The sequence below is a fragment of the Streptomyces sp. NBC_00536 genome (assembly GCF_036346295.1).
Taxonomy (GTDB): domain Bacteria; phylum Actinomycetota; class Actinomycetes; order Streptomycetales; family Streptomycetaceae; genus Streptomyces.
Map to the genome: position 1 here is coordinate 7,918,598 of NZ_CP107819.1, position 14,218 is coordinate 7,932,815.

A 14,218-nucleotide genomic window follows, 5' to 3' on the forward strand; every position below is an offset into this window, starting at 1 on the left:
CACGCGCGCCGGGAACCGGGGTTGGTTTGCTGTGCCCATGGACGAAGCGACCCCGAACACCAGCACCGCCGGCACCAGCACTTCCACCAGCCCCAGCACCGGCCCCAGCAACACCAGTGCGCTGTGGACGACCCTGTTCGCCGTACTCCTCGTCCCCTTGGCGTTCGTCTTCGGCGCCCTCGCCCCCATGGCCACCGACTCCTGCGGCCCCGACAGCTGTGCCCGGAGCCTGAACCAGACCCTGGCGGTCGTCGCCGTCTGCTGGTTCGCGAGCTGGACGCTGACTCCGTTGCTGGTGGTGGCCTCCTGGCTGTTCCCGAGCCGTCCCCGGTATGCCTGGGTGCGCTGGTACGCCGGTCGGGTCGCGCTCGTTCCGCCAGTGATCGTGATCCTGCTCGTGTGGACGCTGTAGGACTTCGGCCCCCTTCCCCGGTGACCCTCGGCCGACGCCCGGGCCGCGACCGAGGTGTCCACGGGAGGGAGCAAGACGTACGGGCGCGAGAAGGGCCGTCAGTCGGATGACCGAGGAGAAGCAGGGCTTCTGCATCCTGTGCAAGTCGAAGTGCGGCGCGCTGTACACGGTCGAGAACGGCCGGCTCACCGGCGTACGCCCCGACCCCGGGCATCCGACCGGCGCCGCCATGTGCCAACGCCGCCCAGATCGAACGCGCCCTGGCCACCCTCTCCGCACTGACCGGCTCGTACGACGCGCCCGGCGGCAACCGCCCGGTCTCCCCGCCCCCGTACACCCCCGTGACCCACCCGGGACAGCTCGCCCCCGAGCAGCGCGCCAAGGCCCTCGGCATCGACAAGCACCCGCTCGGCCCGCCCGCCGGCGGCTGGATCGACGCGGCCGACCACGACCACCTCTCCGAGGCCTACGCCGCCACGGGCGACCTCGATCCGGTCGAGATCCGGGACACCGAATTCGCCTACGGGCTGGACGTCGTCCTCGACGGACTGGCGCTACGGCTGCCGCGCGCCGTGTGAGGCCGTGCCGGCCGCGCCCTGGACGACCGCGAGGGTCGTGACGGTCGCCGGGGCGCGGCGGGCGGCGCCGGGGTCAGGCCTCGACGGAAGCGGGAACCTTCTCGTCCGCCGTGTCGGCGGCCGGGGCCGCCGCGGGTGCCTGCTCCTTCACCTCGGGCCGGGGCGCGGAGTACATGACCGAGCCCTGCTTGTTCTCCTTCTCGATGAGCCCCTTCTTGGCGAGGCCCTCCAGGGTGTTGCGCACCACCTGGACGGAGGCCGGCCGCTCGGGGTGTGACCGGGCCAGTTCGGCTGCCACCTCGCTCACCATGCGGGGTTCCGCGGCGCTGACGAGGAGGGCCAGGACGAGTTCGCGCCGCGGCGGTTCCGCGACGGTCTTCGCCTGCGTCCCGTGCGTCCCGGCGGTCTTCTTCACCGGGGTCTTCTTCACCGCGGTGGCGGTGGCGGTGCTCTTGCGCGCGGCGGTCCTGGCCGTCTTGGCCGCAACGTCCGGCGCGGGTGCCTCGGCGGGTGCCTCGATGGGTGCCTCGACGGCCGCGTCGGCGGGCGCCTGGGTGGGCGCCGGGACCTGGGCCTTCTTGGCCTGCGCAGTCTTCCTGCCCGCCGCGCGGCCGGTGGCCTTCTTCGCTTCCCGGGGCCGCGGAACGGTCGCGCCGTCACCCCCGGCCGCCGGGACGGCAGACGGTACGGCCGCCGGTACGGATGCCGGGTCCGTGGGCAGTGTGCCCTGCATGCCGGAGAGCCAGCCCTCATCGGCCTTCAGTTGCTTGAGGCGGGCCTCCAGTTCCGTGAGCTGCGCGGAAATGTCTTCCTGTTCCTTGCGGTTGATTTCCAGATCTGCGGCGAACCGCTGCGCGTACACGTTGTGGATGGGCGTGCTGTCGGGCTCGTTGGCCATTGCGGCTCACTCTCCTCGTACCTCACGGTGTTGCTGCCAGATGCTATTCGCCATCGGACACCCGCAGTTCCTTCCCCGGAAAGTCCCCCGCACTCCTCCGGCGTGCTGTCCGCATGTTTACGGGGCCGCGCAGGTCAGTGGGTGCATGATGACGGGATGAGCGACCGCGACGATTTCCTGGTGTGGGTGAAGACCGACCTGTACGAGGCGGAACGTGCGTTGCACAACGGCAACGCGGCCCCGCGCCGGGCCATTTGGTCCCGCAAGGAGCCCGTGAGCGTCCTGGGTGCGTGGCGCAACGCCACCGGCCAGGAGGAAATCGACGGGCTCTTCACCGCTCTGGGTAAAAGTTTCTCCGACTGCACGTCGTACGCCTTTGAACTCCAGGCGTACGACGTATCGGGCGACATGGCGTACACGACCGGCTTTGAACACACCTCCGTCTCGGTTGACGGACAGCCGCGCACCTACACCTTGCGGGCCACCCAGGTGTACCGCCGCGAGGACGGCGAGTGGAGGGTGGCCCACCGGCACGGCGACACCGTCACCCCGTGACGGGCGGCCGGGGAGGCGGGTGGCGGCGATCCTCTGGTTTTCCGTGCGGTTCACCGTGTGGTGGACCGTGCTGACGGGCCTGACCCTGGTGCTCATCAGTGCGCCGGGCCCCGTCGAACTGGCCGTGGCCTGTGGTGTGGCGGCGCTCGCGAGCGGATTCGTGTGGTCGACGTTCCCGACGGCCCGCACCCGGATCTCGTACTGCACAGCCTGAACGGCCGCGGGGGCGGCGGCGTATGTGGTGTGCTCCGCCGTCACGGGCGGGGCGGTGCTCCGGGCGGCCGCCCGGATCTTCTGGGGGCTGGGCCCGAGGCCCGCCGAACGGCCGGGAGAGGCGGAGAGCACGGGGGAGGGCGAGGAGCCCGAGGTCCGGCTGCCCGAGGGGCGGGTTCCCTGGCCGATGGCCGCGGTCCCGGCCGTGCTCCTCGTCATGTGCCTGGCGGTCGGTGTCGTCCCCGGACTCGTCGGGAGCCTGGCCCGGGGCGGCGAGCTGTTCACGGGGCACGCGGGGGCCCCGGGCGCGGCAACCGGATGGACCTCCGAGGGCGTGGCGCTGGGGCTGACGTCGGCGGTACTGGCCTGCCTCTGTGCGGGCGCCGCCCTCTTCGGCCGTACCGGGCACACCGCGCGTCACTCGGCGGCGGCTGCCCTGCGCCCGCTGCGACGCCTGCATTCGGGGCTGCTCGGGGACAATCTCGCCTGGCTCACCGTGGGCATGGCCGCCCTGTGCGTGACCCTGGCGCTGTACGTCTGACCCGGGGGAGCCCCGGCGGTCCCGCCGGTGTCACTCCGGGGCGGGCGGTGCCCGCAGACAGGAGCAGCCCGAGGGCCCCGGCCCCGTCCGGCGCACGACCCGCCGCGGGCGCGCCCGCGTCACCTGTCCGGAGCGGGCCCGGTCGCGTGAGCCGAATGAAGCCCATCGTCCGAAAGCAGTGATCGTAGCTCTCTGGTGACAGGCGCATTCGCCGTGTAGCTTCTCTTCCAGCTGTCGTGGTTCGCAGTCCCTGCCCGCGCCCTGGCGTGGGCGTTTTGCTGTGCAGTGCCGGACCAGGGCGATCACCTCCGGGTCCGCGCGGTGCGGATCCGACATCGACTGAGAGGCATCATCATGGCCAGCGGAACCGTGAAGTGGTTCAACTCCGAAAAGGGCTTCGGCTTCATCGCGCAGGACGGCGGCGGTCCGGACGTCTTCGCGCACTACTCCAACATCAACTCCACGGGCTACCGTGAGCTGCAGGAGGGCCAGGCCGTGACCTTCGACATCACGCAGGGCCAGAAGGGCCCGCAGGCGGAGAACATCACCGCCGCCTGACCCGACCGGTCAGTACGGTCTCGTCCGCCCGCCACGGAGTCATCGATTCCGTGGCGGGCGGACCCGCGTCCGGCCCGCGGGCTCCATGGCCCAGGGCGCGCTTGAGTCCGGTCCTGTTCATCGCCGACCGGCCCTCGATGCCGCGCTGCCCGGCCTCGTTGTAGAGCTGTTCCTTTCGTCCCGGTGCTCCAGGGGTTCGCTACGGCGCCGTCAACCTTCCGGGCCCAGGGGCTCCGCCTGTGAGGTGAAGGCGATGCACTCCACGTCGATGCTGTCGGCGAGATCGTTCAGCACGCCGGCCATTCTCTCCACGACGTCACCGTCGATCTCCTCGTCGGCTTCGGCGGAACGCCTCCAGTCCACGGCGAGCGTGCGCAGCAGGGCGGTCACGTGGTCCGCCGGGATCAGCGGGCCACCGTGGTCTCCCGGCACCAGCGGAAGGGTGACGTGGATCATGGAGCTGCCTCCCGGGGCCGGTGCGCACGGGTCCGCGCTGTCGGGTCGGCGACCGGCGGTGCCGCCGCCGCCATCCGCCGCGCGCCTACCCCGCCGACGACGGGCGAACCACCCGCTTCCGCGCGGCGGGCCGCCGGGCCAGGGGTGATCATGGTGGGCCGGGGTAGCAGCAGGGCGTGATGACGGTCGGTGTCGAAGAAGAGTATTTGCTGCTGGATGCCGTCACGGGGCTGCCCGCGCCCCTCGGGGAGGAGGTGCGCCGGGCGGCAGGTCTCGGCGCCATCGCGGAGCGTGACGAGGTCCAGGACGAGCTGCTCCAGGCGCAGGTCGAGGTGGCCACCGCCGTGTGTTCGAGCCTGGCGGAGGTGGGAGGCCATTTGCTGCGCCTGCGGCACGCGGTGGCCTCGGCCGCCGAGGCGAGCGGCTGCCGGATCGCGGCCACGGGCGCCGCGCCGCTGCGGGGCGCACTGCCCGTACCCGTGACGCGGACGCCGCGCTACCTGCGGATGGAGGGGGAGGCCCGGCAGCTGGTCGACGAGCACCTCATCTGCGGGATGCACGTCCACGTGGCGGTTCCCGGCCCGGAGACGGGGATCGCCGTGCTGAACCGGATCCGGGTGTGGCTGCCGACGCTGATGGCCATGTCCGCCAACTCGCCCGTGTGGGACGGACGGGACACCGGATTCGCGAGCTGGCGCACCATCGTGTTCGGCCGGTGGCCCGTCAGCGGAGCGCCGCCGTACTTCGACGGCGCCGCCGACTACGAGCGCCGCCTGGAGGCACTGGTGGCGTCCCGGGTGATCGCCGACCGTGGGCAGGTGTACTGGCAGGCGCGGCTCTCCGACCGTTACCCGACCGTCGAGGTGCGCTGCCCGGACGTCCAACTGCGCGCCGACGACGCCGTCATGCTCGCCGGGATCGTCCGCGCGCTGGTCGCCACCGCCATCACCGAGGAGCAGCAAGGCATCCCGCCGACGGCCGTGGCCCCGGAGCTGGTGCAGGCGGGGAACTGGCACGCGGCCCGCTACGGCCTGAACGGCACGCTCGTGGACCGGTACGGCCACCCGCACACCAGCGGCGACGTCCTGTGCTCGCTGCTGCGCCACATCACACCGGCCCTGGAGGCCTCCGGAGACTTCCGTCAGGTGAGCGCCCTCGTCCACCGGCTCCTGCGGGACGGCACCCCCGCGGACCGCCAGCGGCGCGCCCTGGCCAAGGGCGGTCTGCCGGGGCTGATCGACCTGATCACCGGGGTGGACGAGGAGGACTGACGCGGCCCGCCGCCGGGCTCCGCCGCCGGGTTCCGGCCCCGGGGCGACCGTACGCGCGTCACTTCTCCGGCGGCTGCCGACTGGCGGCCGTGACGGCCGACATCCAGGTGCGGGCCGCCTCCCGCTGTTCCGGGGTCAGCCCCTCTTCGAGCGCGGCCTCCCGCCGCAGGACGGCGGGCAGCGCCTCCTCGTAGCGCTTGGTGCCGAGGGGGGTGATGTGGAGCTGGTGCGTCCTGCGGTCGGTCGCGTGGGGGGAGCGGGTGATCAGGCCCTCGCGCTCCAGCGCCGTGAGCATCTCGTTGGCGGCCTGGCGGGTGCTTCCGCAGGAGCGGGCCACCTGGGCCGCCGAGAGGCCGGGGGACGTCGCGATCATCATGAGGGTCGCGAACCGTGGTGAGGTCAGCCCGAACTCCGCCAGCTCGGTCTCGATCGCCGACCGCATGCTGAGCCAGGCGTGGCGGACCACGAAGCTCAGCACCGGACCGTGACTCTGTTCGCCCACGAGGTGACCTTCCCACACATAGTCGACAGGAACTTGACGAGTTTTCCGTGATGCCTTGACCGTCAGGTACCTGACGAGTCTACTCTGGCGCAGCGCCGAAACCCTCCTGATCCGAAGGCAGTTACGCATGTCATCCGCCACACCATCCACGCCATCCACGCCATCCACGCCGTCACCGACCTCGTTAGCTCCACGGGCATCGGCTCCGGCCACCCCGCCCCCGGCCCGTCAGCGGCTCATCCTCGGCGTCCTCGTCTTCGCCCAGCTGCTCATATGGCTCGACGGCACCATCCTGACCACCGCCTTCGAGACGCTGTCCGACCCCGTCCGCGGCCTGGGAGCCACCCCCGGCCAGCTCCAGTGGGCCACCGGCGCCTACACCCTGGCCTTCGCCGGTCTGATGTTCACCGGGGGAGCGTTCGGCGACCGGTTCGGGCACCGCAACACCCTGCTGGCGGGGATGGCCCTCTTCGGCGTCGCCTCGGCCCTCGCCGCTTACGCCGCCACCCCTGCCCAACTCATCGCGGGACGCGCCGTGATGGGCGCGGGAGCCGCGCTGCTCGTGCCGGCCACCATGGCCGTGGTCAGCTGGACCTTCGAGCCCGCCGAGCGCCCGGCGGCCTTCGGCATGCTGTCGTCCTTCGCCGGTGTCGGCCTCGCCGCGGGGCCGATCCTCGCCGGGGCGCTCCTCGCGGCGTTCTGGTGGGGCTCGGTGTTCCTCGTCAACGTCCCCGTGGTCCTCCTCGGCCTAGGCTTCATCGCGCGGTACGTGCCCAACTCCCGCAGCGCCCGGGCCCGTCGCCTCGACCCGGCCGGCCTGCTCCTGTCGACGGCGGGCCTGGGCACCCTCGCGTACGGCCTGATCCGCGCCGGCCAGGACGCGTCCTTCGCCCACCCGCGGGTCTGGGGATGCACCGCCGCGGGCATCGCGCTGCTCGGCGCGTTCGTCGTCACGGAGCTGCGGATCGCCCACCCCAGCTTCGACCCCCGGCTGCTGGCGCAGCGCCGCTTCGCCGCCGGGAACATCACCCTGATGATGGTCTTCCTGGCCTTGACGGCCGCGTCCTTCTACCTCGCCTTTTACTTGCAAGGCGCCCGCGGGTACTCGGCGTTCGACGCCTCGCTCCTGGCGCTCCCGGGAGCGCTCGGCGTGGTCGTCGGTTCGCCGATCGCCGTACGGCTGGCCCGCCGCACCTCCGTCCGGCTCGTCTCCTCGGTCTCACTGGCCGTCGCGGCCCTGGCGATGGGGTCGCTGGCCCTGTTCGGCGCGACCACGCCCATCGCCTGGTACTCGGCGGTCATGCTGGTCCAGGGCACGTCGATCGGCATGGTGATCGCCCCCGTCACCGGCGTCGTCCTGGGCTCCCTGCCGCTGGACCGGTCCGGCGCGGGCAGCGCGGTCAACAGCACCCTGCGCCAGACCGGCAGCGTGCTCGGCATCGCGGCGGGCGGCACCATCACCTCGATCGTCTACCGGCGCTCGATCGACGGCTCGCTGACCGGCCTCCCGGAATCCGTACGCCAACAGGCCCGGGTCTCGGCCGAACTCGCCCGGCACGTGGCGGCCGCCAGGCACGACACCCGGCTCGCCGGAGCGGCCGACAGCGCGTTCCTGCACGCCATGCACGTCGGCGCGCTCTGGACGGCGGCCTTCGCGCTGACCGGCGCGGTGATCCTGGTCATCGGCTTCCGGCCGGACAGGGCGGCGCGGGCGGGAGAGCGGGGCCACTCCGCCCCGGCCGTGAAGTGACATTCGTACGGCCGGAGTTGGTACGCCCGGCTCTGCCGGGGAAGCCACTCGCGTCCGTAGCGTGAGCCGTATGACGGACACGCGAGCACAGGAGCGCAAGAAGGCGCGTACGAGGGCACGCGGGAGGGCGTCCGAGGAGGCGCCGGGGCAGGCGTGGGCGGACCCGGCGGCGGCCTCCCCCGCGGTGAGCTTCCGGCACGCCACGAAGTCCTTCGGGCCCGTCCGCGCCGTGGCCGGCCTCGATCTCGACATCCCGTGCGGCGAGACCGTCGCCCTGCTCGGCCGCAACGGCGCAGGGAAGTCCACCGCCATCAGCCTGCTCCTCGGTCTGAACCAGCCCGACGAGGGCAGCGTCCGTCTCTTCGGCGAGAGCCCCGAGCGGGCGGTGCGCTGCGGGCTGGTCGGCGCGATGCTCCAGGAGGGCCGCGCCGTGCCACGGCTCACCGTGCGGGAACTGGTCACCTTCGTGGCCCGGACTTATCCGGCGCCGATGCCCGTCGCCGAGGCGCTCCGCCTGGCCGGGCTCACCGACCTCGCGGGGCGCCGCGTCGACCGGCTCTCCGGCGGCCAGGCCCAGAGGGTGCGCTTCGCCGTCGCCCTCGCCGGGAACCCCCGGCTGATCGTCCTCGACGAGCCGACCGCCGCGCTCGACGTGCAGGCGCGGCGCGCCTTCTGGGAGTCCATGCGCGACTACGCCCGGCGCGGGAACACCGTCGTGTTCTCCACCCACTACCTCGACGAGGCCGACGCCCACGCCGACCGCATCGTCGTCGTGGACCGGGGCCGGATCGTCGCGGACGACACCGGCGAGGGGCTGCGCCGCGCCGCCGGGGGTTCCCTCGTCGCCATCGACCTGGCCGGCGGCCCCCTCGGGGAGCCGGCAGTGGAACCGGCCGGGGAACTGGCCGCACTGCCCGGGGTGGTCGCCGTGGACATCCGCGGGGACCGGGCGCGGCTGCGGACGACGGACCCGGACGCCACCGTCGTCGCCCTCGCCCGCCTCGGCGCGATCCGCGGCCTGGAAGTCGCGGCGGCCTCCCTCGAAGAGGCCTTCCTCGCCCTGACCGGATCCGGTGCGCGGAGCCGCGACGAAGGCGGGTCCGACATCGGCGACGCCGTGGAGAGTGCCCGATGATCATCGCCGCCTACGTCCGCCTCGAAGTCCGCCGCGCCCTGCGCGACACCGGGTTCGTCTTCCTCGGCATCGGCATGCCGGTGGTGATGTACCTGCTCTTCACCAACCTCGGCACCAGCGACCCCGACTGGAAGACCGCCTCCATGGTCGCCATGGCGGCCTACGGAGCCCTGGGCGCGGCCCTGTCCACGGGCGCCGGAGTCGCCGAGGACAAGGACAGCGGCTGGCTGCGCCAGCTCCGCGTCACCCCCATGACCCCGCGTCAGGTGGTGACCGGGCGGGCGCTGACCGGTTCGGTCGTCATCCTGCCCGCCATCGCCGCCGTCCTCGGGGCGGGCGCCCTCGTCAACGGGGTACGCCTCGACCCCTGGCGGTGGGCGGCCGTCGCCCTCGCGCTCTGGCTGGGGGCGCTCCCCTTCACCCTGCTCGGCATGGGCAACGGCTACCGGCTCACCGCGCAGACCACCGGCCTCGTCAATGTCGCGTGCAATCTGACGCTCTCCATCGTCGGCGGCCTCTGGTTCCCGGCCGCGCTGTTCCCGCACTGGCTGCGCACCGTCTCCGGATTCACGCCGACGCAGCGTTTCGCGGAGATCGGGCAGTCCCTCGCGGCCGGGACGGCTCCCGGCCCGGCGGCCGCCGGGGTGATCGTGGGGTGGGCCTTGCTGTTCGGCGCGTACGCGGTGTTCTCGTACCGCCGGTCCGCGCGGACGGTGTAGGCCGTCTCTCTCACAGCCGTCCCTCTCACAGGGGGGCGCGGCGACGCACGGACGTCCGGGTGTTCGTGTGTGGCAGGGGAGTGTCGGGCTCCGCACGGCTGACGGGGGATCAGGTGCCGGGAACGCATGCTGTGCCCACAGTCAGTGGATCTCGGAAATGAGGCACATGAGCGTTCCCCTGAGAGTCCCCGGTCACGGGGCCCGGCGGTGGCTGGGGGGTCTGGCCGCACTCGTCGTGCTGCCCGCCCTCGCCGCGCCGCCGCCCGCCTTCGCGGGGCCGGCCGTCCGGGCGGAGGGCTCGGTCACGGTGACCGTGGTCCGGGACGTCGACTCCGACGGCAGCTGGACCCCGGCCCTGGAGGTCGGCGAACCGGGCATCCCGGTGACGCTCACCGATGCCGCGGGCCGCACGGGCCGGGGCGTCACCGGCGCCGACGGCAAGGTGGTGCTGGTCCCGGGCTCCCTCGGACTGACCGGCGGCCGCTACCGGGTCGAGGCCGTCATCCCGCCCGACAAGCCGTACCTGCGGCCCGCGCAGGCGGGCGGCCCCGCCCCGTCCCTGTCCTCCCTCGTGGAGTTCGTCGACGTGACGAACGCCGGCGCCTCCGTGGTCACGGGCGTCCACAACCCGGCCGACTACTGCCAGGCCAACCCGGACCTCGCCACCCCCTGCCACCACCAGAGCGCGCCGGGCCGGGTCGGCACCCGGGCCCTGGTCTCGTGGCCGTACGACCGCACGGGCGACGCTCCGGCGCCGGCCGACGAGACGACGTACGAGGAGATCGGCGCCACCTACGGCCTCGCCCACCGCCGGGACACCGACCAGCTGTTCACCGGCGCGCTGACCAAGCGGCTGATGCCGTACGGTCCCGCCGGCCCGGGCGGGATCTACGTCGTGGACCGCGGCAGCAAGAAGACCTCGCTGTTCGCGACCGTCCCCGACGCGGGCGACGCCAAGCACTCGGCCGACCTCACCCGCGACACCATGGAGATCAACAACGCGGTCGGCAAGGAGGGCCTCGGCGACCTCGACCTCGCGAACGACGGCCGGACCCTCTACGCCGTCGGCCTCAAGGCGAAGAGCCTGTTCGTCTACGACACGGACGGCGCGGGCCCGGGCAAGCCGCCCGCCGCGCCGAAGCAGGTCATCGCCATCCCCGACCCCGGCTGCCCCGGCGGCGCCGCGGACTGGCGCCCGTACGGACTCGGCACGCACGACGGAGCCGTGTACGTCGGCGGCACGTGCAGCGCGGAGACCTCGCAGAAGGACGAGGACCTGCGGGCCTTCGTCCTGAAGCTGAACGGCACCACCTTCGAGAAGGTGATCGAGCACGGGCTGGGCGCCGAGCGCGGCATGGGCTACGCCGCCACCCTCGGCGACACCCACTGGCGCCACTGGCTGCCCACCTGGGACCCGTACGCCTGGTTCAAGCAGGCCAACTTCCCGCAGCCGCTGCTCTCCGACATCGTCTTCGACCGCGACGGATCGATGATCCTGGGCTTCCGGGACCGGCTCGGCGACCAGGCGGGCTACGACGCCCTGGCCCCCGAGGGCAGCACCGACACCGCACAGCGGTCCCTCTTCCCCGCCATGGGCGACATCACCCGGGTGTGCAAGACGGCCACCGGATGGGTCTGGGACAGCGAGTCGGACGCCTGCCCCAACCACTTCACCCCGGGCAGCGCTCCGCCGCAGCAGGACGGCGTGAAGGAGTACTACCACGACGACTCCACCCTGGGGCAGCTCGCCGAATCGCTCCAGGGCGGCCTGGCGTTCGCACCGCGCTTCACCAAGACCGTCTCCACGATCGTGGACCCGCTGACCATCTTCTCCGGCGGGGTGCGCAAGTTCGACAACACCACCGGCAAGGGGTCGGAGGACTACCAGGTCGACGGCGGGACCGGCTCCTTCGGCAAGGCGAACGGCCTCGGAGACCTCGAACTGCTCTGTGACGAGGCGCCGGTGCAGATCGGCAACCGCGTCTGGTTCGACCGCGACCGCGACGGCATCCAGGGCCCCACCGAGGAGCCGGTCCCCGGCGCCACCGTGACCCTCAAGGACAAGGACGGAGCCGTCCTCCAGACCACGCGGACCAACGGCCGGGGCGAGTACTACTTCCAGGTCAAGCCGCACACCGACTACCGGATCAGCTACGACGCGACGACGGCGGACACCTCCGCCATCCCGGAGCGGCCCGCCCCCGCCGACCTGGTGCCGACGGCGAAGGAGCGCGGCACCGACCGGTCCGTGGACTCCAATCCCGACCCCGCCACCCAGACCGAGTCACTGCGCACCGGCGCCGCCGGCGCGAACGACCACACGCACGACGCGGGCTATTACATCCCCCCGACCGGCTCGGTCAGCGTCGTCAAACACGACGCGGGGACGAACCGCCCGCTGGCGGGCGCGGTCTTCCAGCTGTGGCGCGAGTCCAACGGCCGTCCGGGCCTCCAGACCGGCGACCCCGGTGCTGACACCAAGGTCGGCGACCCCTGCACCACCGCCGCCGACGGGGTGTGCAAGACCGGCAAGCTGCCCCTGGGTTCGTACTACTGGCAGGAGACCGCGGCCCCGGACGGATACGTCCTTCCCGACCCGCCGGTCAGCGGACCGCACGAACTGACCGCGCGGAACGCGGAACGCGGCGTCGTCGTCACCATCGGCAACGCGGCGCGCACCGGCGCGATCAGCGTCCTGAAGACCGACGCGGACACCGGAAAGCCGCTGGCCGGCGCGGTGTTCCAACTGTGGCACGAGACCAACGGGAGCCCCGGTCTGCAGACCGACGGCAGCGATCCGGACACCCGGGTGGGTGCGGAGTGCACCACCGGGCGTGACGGGCTCTGCGCCCGCACCGGTCTCCCGCTCGGCAGCTACTACTGGCAGGAGACCGCCGCTCCCCAGGGCCACCGGCTGCCCACCCCGGCCGTCAGCGGACCGTACGAACTGACGGCGCAGGAGTCCGGCCAGGCGCTGCGCGTCACCCTCACCAACGAGGCCGTACTCGGCAGGATCGAGATCATCAAGAAGGACGCCACCACCGGACGGCCGCTGCGCGGCGCCGTCTTCGAGCTGTGGAAGGAGACCAACGGCACGCCCGGACTGCAGACCACGGGCAGCCCCGCGGACACCAGGACCGGTCCGGCCTGCGCCACCGACACCGCGGGACACTGCGGCTTCACCGGGCTCGCGCTGGGCACCTACTACCTGCGCGAGACGGCGGTCCCCGAGGGCTACCGGCTGCCCGACCGCCCGGTCAGCGGCCCGCACACCCTGACCGTCGGCAACTCCGACGCCGGGATCCAGGTCACGCTCACCAACGAACGCGGTGAGCCGGACAAGGGCAAGGGAGACAAGGGAGACAAGGGAGACAAGGGAGACAAGGGAGACGAGGGAGACGAGGGAGACGAGGGGGGCCGGGCGCACCGGCACTGAACCCGGAGCAGGCACCCCGCAGGTCCACCGGACCCCGGCCGCAGCCCGCGGCCGGGGTCCGGTGCGTCACCCCAGTCACCCGGTCGCCCGGCCACCCCGTCACCCGGTGTCCACGAGCCGTCCGGCCGGGGGCACGAAGTAGAGCCCCGACCCGAAGGTCTCCGTGAAGGCGCCCAGCGCGTCGGCCGCCGCGAGCCGCCGCTGGACCCGGGCGAAGAGCCGCGGGTCGTTCAGGTAGGCCAGGAACAGCAGGCCCCGGTCCTCGGGCCCGTTGTCGTACGAGTACCCGCGCCGCAGCATCCGGGCCCCGGCGTCGTACCGCGAGTGCGCGAGGCGGACATGGGCGTTGCCCGGGAGCACGTACCGCCCTTCGGGGGTCTTCGCGAACAGGTCCACCTCCTGCCGCTCCGGACCGCCGCCCAGCGGACCCCCGCCCTCCCGGCGGCGCCCGATGACCTGTTCCTGCCGCGCGACCGGCAGGGCCAGGAACTCCGCGACCCGGAGCCGGATCCGGCGCAGGACGAGATAACAGCCCCCGGCGTACGGGCCGCTGGTGATCCACACCGAACGCCCGGCCTCCTCGGGGCCGGGGTTCGCGGTGCCGTCCTTGAAGCCGAGGAGGTTGCGCGGGGCTTCCCCCGGAGCGGCCGCGGGGACGGACCCGGCCTGTCGCCACCGCGGCCGCAGTACGGGGGCCGCCGCGTCCAGGGCCCGGCCCAGGCGGGCGCAGGCCGCGGCGGTCGGGGCGCAGATCTGCACCAGGAGGTCGCCGCCGCCCGCGTCGGGGTCGAGGCGGTCCCCCGCGAAGGGCGGCAGCTCCAGAGGCCCCGGCGGGGCGACGGCGGAGCCCGGCGGACAGGCACGGGGGCCGAAGGCGACGGTGGCGGTGAGGGACGGGCCGGTGTTCACGCCCTCGCGGGCGAGCAGCCCCGACCAGCGGGCGGCCGCGGCCCGGACGGCGGAGGGGGCGGCGGTGCCGGGCGCGGCGTCGTAGGAGACCAGCAGCACGTGCCGGGGCTGGGGGTCGGCGATACCCCGCTGACGGCCGCGCGCGGCATCGCCGGGGGCGGATCCAGGTGCCGGAGCGCCCTGGGGAGTCGGGGGAGCAGGGGGAGTCGGCCCGCATCCGCTCAGCGCGAGCGGCAACACGCCGACGGCTCCGGCGACCACGCCGCGACGACTGGGCAAGACCAC

The 14,218-nt window shown here is 73.1% G+C and carries 15 protein-coding genes and 1 pseudogene; 11 read left to right on the forward strand and 5 right to left on the reverse strand.

Annotated features, from left to right (window positions below; all coding sequences use genetic code 11):
• Positions 1 to 37 precede the first annotated feature (37 nt).
• Positions 38 to 412: a hypothetical protein gene (locus tag OHS33_RS33935; protein ID WP_330334254.1), complete on the forward strand. Its 375-nt coding sequence runs from the start codon at positions 38 to 40 to the stop codon at positions 410 to 412.
• Positions 413 to 753: 341 nt separating this feature from the next.
• Positions 754 to 990, forward strand: coding sequence for a hypothetical protein (locus OHS33_RS33940; RefSeq protein WP_330334255.1), 237 nt, complete (start codon positions 754 to 756; stop codon positions 988 to 990).
• 73 nt (positions 991 to 1,063) lie between these two features.
• On the opposite strand, the gene OHS33_RS33945 is transcribed toward OHS33_RS33940, so the two are convergent.
• A complete protein-coding gene (locus OHS33_RS33945) occupies positions 1,064 to 1,888 on the reverse strand; it encodes a hypothetical protein (protein WP_330334256.1) in 825 nt (274 codons plus the stop codon).
• 156 nt (positions 1,889 to 2,044) lie between these two features.
• On the opposite strand from OHS33_RS33945, the gene OHS33_RS33950 reads away from it, so the two are divergent.
• From OHS33_RS33950 to OHS33_RS33965, 4 genes are all read left to right on the forward strand, one after another.
• Complete coding sequence (locus OHS33_RS33950; RefSeq protein ID WP_330334257.1) at positions 2,045 to 2,443, forward strand: nuclear transport factor 2 family protein; 399 nt, start codon at positions 2,045 to 2,047, stop codon at positions 2,441 to 2,443.
• A gap of 43 nt (positions 2,444 to 2,486) precedes the next feature.
• The gene (locus tag OHS33_RS33955; RefSeq protein WP_330334258.1) at positions 2,487 to 2,657 is read left to right on the forward strand and encodes a hypothetical protein; all 171 of its coding nucleotides are present in this window, start codon (positions 2,487 to 2,489) and stop codon (positions 2,655 to 2,657) included.
• Between the two features lie 27 nt (positions 2,658 to 2,684).
• Positions 2,685 to 3,197 carry a hypothetical protein gene (locus OHS33_RS33960; RefSeq protein ID WP_330334259.1) on the forward strand — a complete coding sequence of 171 codons (513 nt, stop codon included), beginning with the start codon at positions 2,685 to 2,687 and terminating at the stop codon, positions 3,195 to 3,197.
• A 354-nt stretch (positions 3,198 to 3,551) separates the two neighbouring features.
• On the forward strand, positions 3,552 to 3,755 hold the full coding sequence (locus OHS33_RS33965; protein ID WP_328929665.1) for a cold-shock protein: 204 nt from the start codon (positions 3,552 to 3,554) through the stop codon (positions 3,753 to 3,755).
• A gap of 88 nt (positions 3,756 to 3,843) precedes the next feature.
• Here OHS33_RS33965 and OHS33_RS33970 read toward each other — a convergent pair.
• Together OHS33_RS33970 and OHS33_RS33975 are read right to left on the reverse strand one after the other, a co-directional pair.
• A pseudogene (locus tag OHS33_RS33970) lies at positions 3,844 to 3,948 on the reverse strand (plasmid stabilization protein); the annotation flags it as partial.
• Between the two features lie 17 nt (positions 3,949 to 3,965).
• Positions 3,966 to 4,211: a DUF6213 family protein gene (locus OHS33_RS33975; protein ID WP_330334260.1), complete on the reverse strand. Its 246-nt coding sequence runs from the start codon at positions 4,209 to 4,211 to the stop codon at positions 3,966 to 3,968.
• Positions 4,212 to 4,387: 176 nt separating this feature from the next.
• Between OHS33_RS33975 and OHS33_RS33980 the strand changes: the two genes are divergently transcribed.
• Complete coding sequence (locus tag OHS33_RS33980) at positions 4,388 to 5,482, forward strand: carboxylate-amine ligase (RefSeq protein ID WP_330334261.1); 1,095 nt, start codon at positions 4,388 to 4,390, stop codon at positions 5,480 to 5,482.
• Positions 5,483 to 5,540: 58 nt separating this feature from the next.
• On the opposite strand, the gene OHS33_RS33985 is transcribed toward OHS33_RS33980, so the two are convergent.
• Positions 5,541 to 5,984 (reverse strand): MarR family winged helix-turn-helix transcriptional regulator, encoded by a 444-nt coding sequence (locus OHS33_RS33985; RefSeq protein WP_330334262.1) that lies wholly within the window; start codon positions 5,982 to 5,984, stop codon positions 5,541 to 5,543.
• 127 nt (positions 5,985 to 6,111) lie between these two features.
• Here OHS33_RS33985 and OHS33_RS33990 point away from each other — a divergent pair, with 127 nt between their 5' ends.
• From OHS33_RS33990 to OHS33_RS34005, 4 genes are all read left to right on the forward strand, one after another.
• Positions 6,112 to 7,734 carry an MFS transporter gene (locus OHS33_RS33990; protein ID WP_330334263.1) on the forward strand — a complete coding sequence of 541 codons (1,623 nt, stop codon included), beginning with the start codon at positions 6,112 to 6,114 and terminating at the stop codon, positions 7,732 to 7,734.
• A 184-nt stretch (positions 7,735 to 7,918) separates the two neighbouring features.
• A complete protein-coding gene (locus tag OHS33_RS33995) occupies positions 7,919 to 8,869 on the forward strand; it encodes an ABC transporter ATP-binding protein (RefSeq protein WP_330335311.1) in 951 nt (316 codons plus the stop codon).
• Positions 8,866 to 9,588: an ABC transporter permease gene (locus tag OHS33_RS34000; RefSeq protein WP_443065384.1), complete on the forward strand. Its 723-nt coding sequence runs from the start codon at positions 8,866 to 8,868 to the stop codon at positions 9,586 to 9,588. Before OHS33_RS33995 ends, OHS33_RS34000 begins: the two co-directional genes overlap by 4 nt.
• 166 nt (positions 9,589 to 9,754) lie before the next feature.
• Positions 9,755 to 13,024: an MSCRAMM family protein gene (locus tag OHS33_RS34005; protein WP_330334264.1), complete on the forward strand. Its 3,270-nt coding sequence runs from the start codon at positions 9,755 to 9,757 to the stop codon at positions 13,022 to 13,024.
• A 99-nt stretch (positions 13,025 to 13,123) separates the two neighbouring features.
• Here the strand turns inward: OHS33_RS34005 and OHS33_RS34010 are convergent, their stop codons facing one another.
• Positions 13,124 to 14,212 carry a Dyp-type peroxidase gene (locus OHS33_RS34010; RefSeq protein WP_330334265.1) on the reverse strand — a complete coding sequence of 363 codons (1,089 nt, stop codon included), beginning with the start codon at positions 14,210 to 14,212 and terminating at the stop codon, positions 13,124 to 13,126.
• Between the last annotated feature and the right edge of the window lie 6 nt (positions 14,213 to 14,218).